Here is a 7,758-nt window from a genome sequence, read left to right on the forward strand (position 1 = left end):
TGGGAGCAGCAGGCCACCGACCTGGTCGCCCAGCACTGGAACAGCTGACCCACCGCACCACCGCACGACATCGACCGCTGGCCGGCACCCCACCCGGGTGCCGGCCAGCGGCATACCCACGACCGGCCGCTGGTGGCGTACCCCTCGGGTTGTCAGTCCCTGGTGTGGTTGCGCGTGCGCAGGATGTCGATCAGCGCGGCAATCAGCGCGAGCGCGATGATCCCGGTGGCCAGTGTGAGCGAGTATTCGAAGGCCTTGGTCCAGTTGCCGTGGTTGTCGGCCAGCGACGAGAAGAACATCGAGCCGACGGCGGCGATGCCGGCGGCGGCGCCGATCCGCTGACCGGTCTGGAGCATGCCGGCGCCGCTGCCCGCCTGGGGTACCGGTACCTGGGCGAGCGTCAGGGTCTGGTTGGGTGCGATCACCAGGCCGCTGCCGACGCCGGCGACGAGCAGCGGAGCGGCGGTGACCCAGGGCGCCGGGGCGTCCGGAGCGAGGCGCAGCGCGACCACCGTCGCGGCCAGCCCGATCACCACGCCGAGCAGGCCGATGGCGACGAGCGGTCGGCCGAAGCGGTTGACGATGCGTCCGCCCAGCGCGGACGCCGCGGCCGAACCGAGGGCGAACGGCGTGATGGCGAGGCCGGCGACGAGCGCGCTGTAGCCCAGGCCGTTCTGCAGGAAGAGGGTGAAGATGAAGAAGATCGCGGTGAAGCCACCGAAGTAGACCAGAGCGATGAGCGACCCCAGGGTGTACGACTGGAAGCTGAACAACCGCAGGTCGAACAACGGTTCGCGGTGCCGCGCGTACCACCGCTCCCAGAGCCCGAAGGCAACCAGCACCACCAGGCCGGCCGGGATGAGCGCCCACTTCCACGGGGTCCGCCACTGCTGCTCCTGCACCAGCGGCAGCAGGATCAGCACCACGCCCACGCCGAGCAGCAGGACGCCCACCGGGTCGAGTCGGCGCCGGTCCGGCTGGCCCTCGGGCCGGCCGGGCAGCAGGCGCCAGCCGAGGATCGCCGCGACGATGCCGACCGGCACGTTGACGAAGAAGACCCACCGCCACCCGTGTTCCTCGCCGCCGATCGCGATGAGCAGACCGCCGAGCAGCGGCCCGACCGCGGTGGAGATACCGATGGTGGCGCCGAGCACCCCGAACGGGCGGGCCCGTTCGGGCCCCCGGAACAGTTGCTGGATCAGCCCGATCACCTGGGGGTTCACCACGCCTGCGGCGGCACCCTGAAGCAGACGGGCGATGACCAGCCATGCCGGGGAGGTGGCCAGACCGGCCAGGGCGCTGGTCACGGTGAACAGCACGATGCCGAAGACGAACGCGTTGCGCCGGCCACGGGCATCACCGAAGCGGCCGGCGGGCACCAGCACCAGGCCGAAGGTGAGCGCGTACCCGGAGAGGACCCACTGCAGGTCGCTCGGGGACGCGTGCAGCGCACGGTCGATGGACGGCACGGCAACGTTGACGATGCTCACGTCGAGCAGCGTCATGAACGCGGCGACCAGCCCGACGCCGACGGCCTGCCAGCGTCGTCGGTTCTCCGCCGGGTCGACCGGCTGCGGCGAGCGCGCCGCTGTCATCGTGCCCCCCGTTGACCGTCGATCATCACTTCTGACCGCTACCCCGGTCACCGGGGGGCGAATCGTCGAGGGCCGTACCGCGGGTCACGCCATCTGGCGCGCGCAGAACCGGGGCCCGAAGTCGAGGCCCGCCATCGGTGAGTCCTCGCGGTGCAGCAGGCCCTTCTCGGTGAGCAGGTGCAGCGGTGCGTCCAACTGCTCCTGGGCCAGCCCGGACTCTTCGGCGATCAGGTCCGGGTATGGTACCTGGCCGCGCGCTTCGAGCGTGGTGACCGCCTGGTACACCCGTTGCTCGACCTCAGACAGTTGCACCTGCTGCATGACATCCTCCTTGGCTCGTCCGCCCCTGCGCAGACGGTTGCGCTGCGCCGGTTACCCCCTGCGTGACCGAAGATGCCCACCCGATCGGGCGGTCGGCGCCGCCCGCGGGATGCGCCGCGGCCGGGCCGGATGGCGGACGTGCCCTAGGCTGCACCCGTGATCGTCTGGGATCTCGTCGTCATCGGCGCCGGCCCCGCCGGCCTCTCCGCAGCCCATGCCGCCGCCCGCGCCGGCGTCCGCACCCTGGTTGTCGAGCGGGCCGAGCACCCGCGTTACAAGACCTGCGGCGGTGGCCTGATCGGCACCTCACTGGCCGCCGTGCGGGACCGGATCGAGGTGCCCGCGCACGACCGGGTGACCCGGGTGACGTTCACCCGCGACGGCCGCCGTGAGTTCACCCGCCGGCACGGCAGTCCGGTGGTGACCATGGTGCGCCGCGAGGAGTTCGACGACCGGCTGCGCGCGGCCGCGGTCGCCGCCGGCGCGCAGATGCGGGAGCGGGTGGCGGTTCGCGCGATCGAACAGGACCCCGAGGTGGTACGCCTGCGACTGGCCGACGGCACGTCGATCACGGCCCACGCGGTGATCGGCGCGGACGGCTCCTCCGGGGTGACCGCCCGGCACGTGGGGGTCCGCTACCGGCAGGTGGACCTGGGGCTGGAGCTGGAGGTGCCGGTGCCGCCAGCGGAGCAGGAGCGGTGGCGGGGGCGGCTGCTGCTGGACTGGGGCGCGATGCCGGGCTCGTACGCGTGGGTCTTTCCCAAGGGCGATCGACTGACCGTCGGTGTGATCGCGGGCCGGGGCGCGGGGGAGGGGACGCGGGACTACCTGCGGCGGTTCGTCGACCGGTTGGGGCTGAGCGGGCTGCCGGCGGAGCACGACTCAGGTCACCTGACTCGCTGCCGTACCGAGGATTCGCCGTTGCGGCACCGCCGGGTGCTGGTCGTGGGGGACGCGGCCGGGCTGCTGGAGCCGTGGAGCCGGGAGGGCATCAGCTTCGCGCTGCGCTCGGGCGAGCTGGCCGGGGCGGCGGTCGCCGACGGCGACCTGGCGGGGTACGAGCGGGCGGTGGCCGAGCGTCTGGTGCCGTCGATGCGGGCGGGGTACCGCCTGCTGGAGCTGTTCACCCGCCGCCCGGAGGCGTTCCACGCTCTGTTGGCGACCCCGCCGGGGTGGCGGATGTTCGTTCAGTTCTGTCAGGGCCGGGCGAGCTTCGATGAGATGCTGGCGCGCCGGTCGGTCCGGGCGGCGCTCGCGGTGCTGGATCGACTACCCGTCGCTCGCCGGCAACGCCCCGGTCACCCAGTATCCTAGGACGCCCTACGGGTGGTGACGGCCCGCACCCGAACGGCAGGGAAATCGCACCGACCGGACTGCTGGTGCGGGTCGCTCCGACCGCCACACAATGACGGGGGAGCAGGGGGTGCGCCGATGACCGAGCAGCCGTTCACCGATGATGAGTACGCGTTCCTGCGCCACGTCCGGTTCGGGGAGCTGCCGCCCGCCGTCCGCCCCGAGGAGCGGGTTGAGCTGACCGAGACCGATCCGGGACGTGACCGCCCGGAGAAGGCCGAGGACCCCATCCGCTGGAACGTGCAGGGCTGAGAACGCGGAACGGGCCGCAGGTGTCGCCACCCACGGCCCGTTCGCGGTACGTACCGGTTCGCCGACCGGCCCGCCTGGGTCAGAAGACCGGCACGCCCTCGCGCACCAGCCGCCAGTTGGGCTGGAAGAAGTCGGCCGGGTCGATCGTCCCCCTGGCCTGCGCCCAGTCGATGAGCAGCTGACGGATCTCCTGCTGCGCGTTGTAGACCTGGGTCTTGACGATGCCGGGGAAGTTGCCGCCGCCGCTGCGCCGGTAGTTGTTCACCGCCACCACGAACTGCGCGTTGTCCGCCACCGGAGTGTCGGTGCCGGGCAGCACCAGCCGCGTGATCCGCTGCCCGACCGGCTTGGAGATGTCGATGTCGTAGTCCACGCCGGAGAAGACGTCGTAGTTGTAGTCCGGCACCGCCGGATCGCTGATCTGCTCCGTGTCGACCGGGGCGCCCGGCGCGAGGGTGCGGAAGTACCGCGCCGAGTACTCCAGGTAGGCACGCACCTCGGCGCCGCTGAGCACGACCGCCTCGAGGGTGTTGTCGTACACGTACAGCCCGGCAACGTCGCGAATCTTGACGTCGCCGGCGGGGAAGACCGCGGTCCGGCTGAAGGGCGCCGCGATCGACAGCACCGGCAGGTCCGCGTACGCGGTGCCGGTCAGCGCCGCGCCGACCACCTCGGTCTGCACGTGGTTGATGAAGTCCAGGATCGGGGTGTCCTTGTACCGCGACTCCGCGGCGGACAGCTCCACCGTGGACTGCGCGACGACCTGGTTGACGTACGCCACGGTCTTCTGGTGCTGCGCCCGTACGACGGCTAGCACCTTCGGGTCCTCCACCACCGTGTTGGTGTTCAGCATGGTGGCGGACTTCCCGGTGATGGTCCACCGGCCGCGCTCGCGAGCGAGGGTGAAGTCCATCCGGGTGAGCCGCTGGCCCCACTTCGACGGCTCGGAGAGCAGCACCTGGGCGCCGGTCCGCTCGTTGGTGACGAACCGCTCGACCACCTCGTTGTGGGCGTGGCCGAAGAGGATCGCGTCGATCCCCGGCACCTGCTGGGCGATCAGCGCGACCGGGTTCTCGTTCGGCAGCTCCGGGCCGTAGCTGGAGGTGCCGCTGTCACCGCCGTGCGCGGAGATCAGCACGAGGTCGGCGCCGCGGGCCCGCATGATCGGCACCCATTTCGCCGCGGTCGCGACCATGTCGTCGAAGCGCAGCTTGCCCTCGACGTTGCCCTTGTCCCAGATCGCCACACCGGGGTTGGTCAGGCCGAGGATGCCGACCCGCAGGGTCGGCGCGGCGAAACCGAGAGAGACCTTCTTGATGACGTACGGCAGGAAGGCCGGCTTGCCGGTCTTCGCGTTGACCGCGTTCGCGGCGAGCGCCGGGAAACCGAGCTGGCGGATCCACAGGTCCAGCAGCGGCAGCCCGTAGTTGAACTCGTGGTTGCCCAGCGTCACCGCGTCGTAGTCGATGACGTTCATCGCGCGGGCCATCGGGTGCTTCTCCCCGGTGGCGGTGATCGGCTCCTGCTTGGCGTAGTACGTGGCCAGAGGCGTGCCCTGGATGGTGTCGCCGGCGTCGAGCACCAGCGTCGCCTTGCCGCGCCGCTCGGCGCGGATCTGGTTGATCAGGGTAGCCAGCTTCGCGACGCCGATGTCGTTGTGCTTGCTGTCGTCGTACTCGGCGTCCCGGTAGTAGTCCCAGTTGTAGACGTTGCCGTGGGTGTCCGACGTGCCCAGGAGGGTGAGGTCCCAGGTGCGTGACCGGGCCGCGCCGGCCGCCTGCGCGGGGGCGGCGGCGATCAGCGGTGCGGTCGCCGCCGCGGCCGCGGCGGCGAGCACCTGGCGACGCGACGGGCCGGAGGGAGAGGTCATGAGGTGCCTTTCCATGGGGTGGACGCGCCTCGTGGGCGCCTCGCGCACCATAACCAGCAAGGGTCACTTTTGCCACGCCAGCCCCATCGTTCCCGCCGATTCCCCCGCAACGGTCGGTCGGCGCGGTCAGCGAACAGGGTCAGCGTGGCCAGGTTGCCAGGCGCTGCCGGACCCGGGCCACGTCCGCGGGGCCCAGGCCGTAGCGGCCGAAGCGCTGGTCGGGCAGCCGGTCCAGGTACCGTCCGGCGGCCCGCACGTCCGCCGGATCCAGTGCGGGGTCGACCTGCCGGGCCAGCTCCAGCAGTTCGGTCACGTCGTAGTGCTCCAGCGCCGCCGCCACGTCGATGAAGTCACGAACCTCCCGCCGGTTGACCAACGCCGCGACCTTGTTCGCGACCAGGTCGCGGACGTCCATCACCGGGCCGAGGTCCATCACCACCGGGCTCTGCTGCCGGTCGAGCCGGGCCAGGCTGAGCCGGATCTGCCGCCCGTCGCGGCTCACCACGAAGTCCTTCATGTCCCGCCCGTACCCGTCGAACAGGTCGGCGAGGTCGCTGTCCGGGTCGGCGTCGCTGACCGTGAACCCGGCCAATTCCAGCGCCACGCGTACCCCGGCGGAGGCCGCCGCCGCGGCGCCCTCCACGTCGGCGAAGAGGTCCACGTCCTCGGTGGGGCGGGCGACCAGCCCGTGCGCGGCCCAGGCCACCCCGCCGCCCAACACGAAGCGGTGCGGGCCGGCTGCGGCGAGCGCCACCCGCGCCACCTCGCGGTAGAACTCGTGCAGGTGTGGTGCGATCACGCCGCGCGCAGGCCCCTGTGCCGGCTCTCCCACGCCTGGCGTACGCCCCGGGGCAGGTTCAACAGCCGCCACACCCGGCGCAACGTCCGCCCGTTGATCAGGACGCGCAGATCTTCGGCGCGGGTGGTCTCCCGAAGCACGTTCTCGTACATCCAGAGCAACTGGTCGGGGTCGCCGAGGTCAAAGGTGCGCTCGGCGTTCCACATCAGCCGTACCGGTAGCTCCACCACGCCCCGGGTGGGACCGCCCAGCTCGACGAGCGTCCGCGCCACCACGGCGGGGCGACCCGGGCGGGCCAGGAAGGCCACGCCGGTCGTGGTGGGGGAGACGGCCTGCATGGTGTCAGGGTAACGCTCGCCGGTGCTGGTGTCGCTCACGGCGTTCTCTCCGCTGCTGTCGGCGTGGCTGTTTCGGGTGCGTTGGGTGTCCGGGCGGTTGGGTGTCCGGGCGGCTGGGTGTCCGGGCGGCTGGGTGTCCGGGCGTTGGCAATATCAGGCTTGGCGCGCGGCGGTTGCGCCGGTCGTGGCGGGGTCGCGCTGGTGTGCCGGGTTTGTGCGCGGTCGTGGCTGAGGTCTTGGTGCTGTGCCGGGTTGGTGCGGGGTGGGGCCCGCCGTGCCCGGCTCCGGGCGGTCAGGCTTGATCCCTGCGCCGGGCACGGCGGGCCCCACCCCGTCGGTGGTCGCCGTCCGTTCGGACCCGTGCGCGGCTTCGGGCAAGCCCCGTCCGGCGGGATTTCGGTCTTGCCGTGGACGCGGCCCCGCCGCTCTCGCGGGGGTGGTCGTTGTTGTGGGCGGTATACCTGTGAGGCATAAATATGCCTCTGAGGTATATCGCTCGTTGACCACCTCGCCCCCGGGGTTCGCTTGATCCTCGTTCGCGGTGGTCGACTCGATGTCAGCGTGTCAGCGATGTCAGCGTTGTCGGCGATTTCGAGGACGTCGGCGATTTCGGGGATGCCGCGGTGTCCCGGGCGGCCGGATGGCCCGATATCGGTGATACCGAGTCGATCAACCCCAGCCGGGTCGAGTTGAGCCCGCGACAGCCGGCAATCTCCGCGTCGAATGTCCGGTATCGGGTGACTCCGGCCTGTGACCGGCTGCACTCGTGGGGTGGAATCGTGGCGGGCCGGGGGTCGTTACACACCCTGACGGTCACAGCACCACGGCCCGGCACCCCGCCCCCGCAGGGTTGGGATGGCGGCCGGGCCCGGGTTGGAATGCCCGCAGGTGGCCGGTCGTTGCAGACCCCTGACCGACCGCACCAGCACCCCCTCACCCGGGGGCCGCTGGAACGGAGCCCCCGCTCACCGGGTGCCGATGGATGGGCCACCCCCCGGAATGCCCCCGGCCCGGCGGTCGTTACACACAGACCCGGCGCCACGAGCCCCCGCCCGTAGGCCGCCGACGTTGAAGACTTTCCCCCCTTGCAGTTGAAGCGCCGGACGAGGTGCTCGCACCCTGCGCGCCGCCGTTCCCCCGGAGCGGGCGTGTGGGTGTCTACCCCCCTGAAGGAGCTGACCTCTCATGAACACGATCATTCGTAAGAGCATGCTGTCTGTTGCTGGTCTC

At 71.4% G+C, this 7,758-nt stretch carries 7 protein-coding genes; 2 read left to right on the forward strand and 5 right to left on the reverse strand.

Features of this window, described 5'->3' with window-relative positions; translation table 11 throughout:
- Positions 1 to 152: 152 nt before the first annotated feature.
- Positions 153 to 1,595, reverse strand: coding sequence for an MFS transporter (locus ABZU69_RS36600; RefSeq protein ID WP_354968793.1), 1,443 nt, complete (start codon positions 1,593 to 1,595; stop codon positions 153 to 155).
- Positions 1,596 to 1,679: 84 nt separating this feature from the next.
- Complete coding sequence (locus ABZU69_RS36605; RefSeq protein ID WP_354968794.1) at positions 1,680 to 1,916, reverse strand: hypothetical protein; 237 nt, start codon at positions 1,914 to 1,916, stop codon at positions 1,680 to 1,682.
- Positions 1,917 to 2,072: 156 nt separating this feature from the next.
- Between ABZU69_RS36605 and ABZU69_RS36610 the strand changes: the two genes are divergently transcribed.
- Positions 2,073 to 3,230, forward strand: coding sequence for a geranylgeranyl reductase family protein (locus tag ABZU69_RS36610; protein ID WP_354968795.1), 1,158 nt, complete (start codon positions 2,073 to 2,075; stop codon positions 3,228 to 3,230).
- A 117-nt stretch (positions 3,231 to 3,347) separates the two neighbouring features.
- Positions 3,348 to 3,521, forward strand: coding sequence for a hypothetical protein (locus ABZU69_RS36615; protein ID WP_354968796.1), 174 nt, complete (start codon positions 3,348 to 3,350; stop codon positions 3,519 to 3,521).
- 79 nt (positions 3,522 to 3,600) lie between these two features.
- On the opposite strand, the gene ABZU69_RS36620 is transcribed toward ABZU69_RS36615, so the two are convergent.
- The 3 genes from ABZU69_RS36620 to ABZU69_RS36630 form a co-directional block, all read right to left on the reverse strand.
- Entirely contained in the window at positions 3,601 to 5,391 is a 1,791-nt protein-coding gene (locus ABZU69_RS36620; RefSeq protein ID WP_354968797.1) for a 5'-nucleotidase C-terminal domain-containing protein, read from the reverse strand.
- Between the two features lie 139 nt (positions 5,392 to 5,530).
- Positions 5,531 to 6,190, reverse strand: coding sequence for a nucleotidyl transferase AbiEii/AbiGii toxin family protein (locus tag ABZU69_RS36625; protein WP_354968798.1), 660 nt, complete (start codon positions 6,188 to 6,190; stop codon positions 5,531 to 5,533).
- On the reverse strand, positions 6,187 to 6,528 hold the full coding sequence (locus tag ABZU69_RS36630; RefSeq protein WP_354968799.1) for a hypothetical protein: 342 nt from the start codon (positions 6,526 to 6,528) through the stop codon (positions 6,187 to 6,189). Before ABZU69_RS36630 ends, ABZU69_RS36625 begins: the two co-directional genes overlap by 4 nt.
- Positions 6,529 to 7,758: the final 1,230 nt, after the last annotated feature.

This window comes from Micromonospora sp. NPDC005206 (genome assembly GCF_040608175.1).
Taxonomy (GTDB): domain Bacteria; phylum Actinomycetota; class Actinomycetes; order Mycobacteriales; family Micromonosporaceae; genus Micromonospora.

Excerpts from the sequence above, each read along its gene's own strand:
- ABZU69_RS36615 (WP_354968796.1), top strand. The coding sequence starts at position 3,348 with ATGACCGAGCAGCCGTTCACCGATGATGAGTACGCGTTCCTGCGCCAC.
- ABZU69_RS36630 (WP_354968799.1), bottom strand. The coding sequence starts at position 6,528 with ATGCAGGCCGTCTCCCCCACCACGACCGGCGTGGCCTTCCTGGCCCGC.
- ABZU69_RS36605 (WP_354968794.1), bottom strand. The coding sequence starts at position 1,916 with ATGCAGCAGGTGCAACTGTCTGAGGTCGAGCAACGGGTGTACCAGGCG.
- ABZU69_RS36600 (WP_354968793.1), bottom strand. The coding sequence starts at position 1,595 with ATGACAGCGGCGCGCTCGCCGCAGCCGGTCGACCCGGCGGAGAACCGA.
- ABZU69_RS36620 (WP_354968797.1), bottom strand. The coding sequence starts at position 5,391 with ATGACCTCTCCCTCCGGCCCGTCGCGTCGCCAGGTGCTCGCCGCCGCG.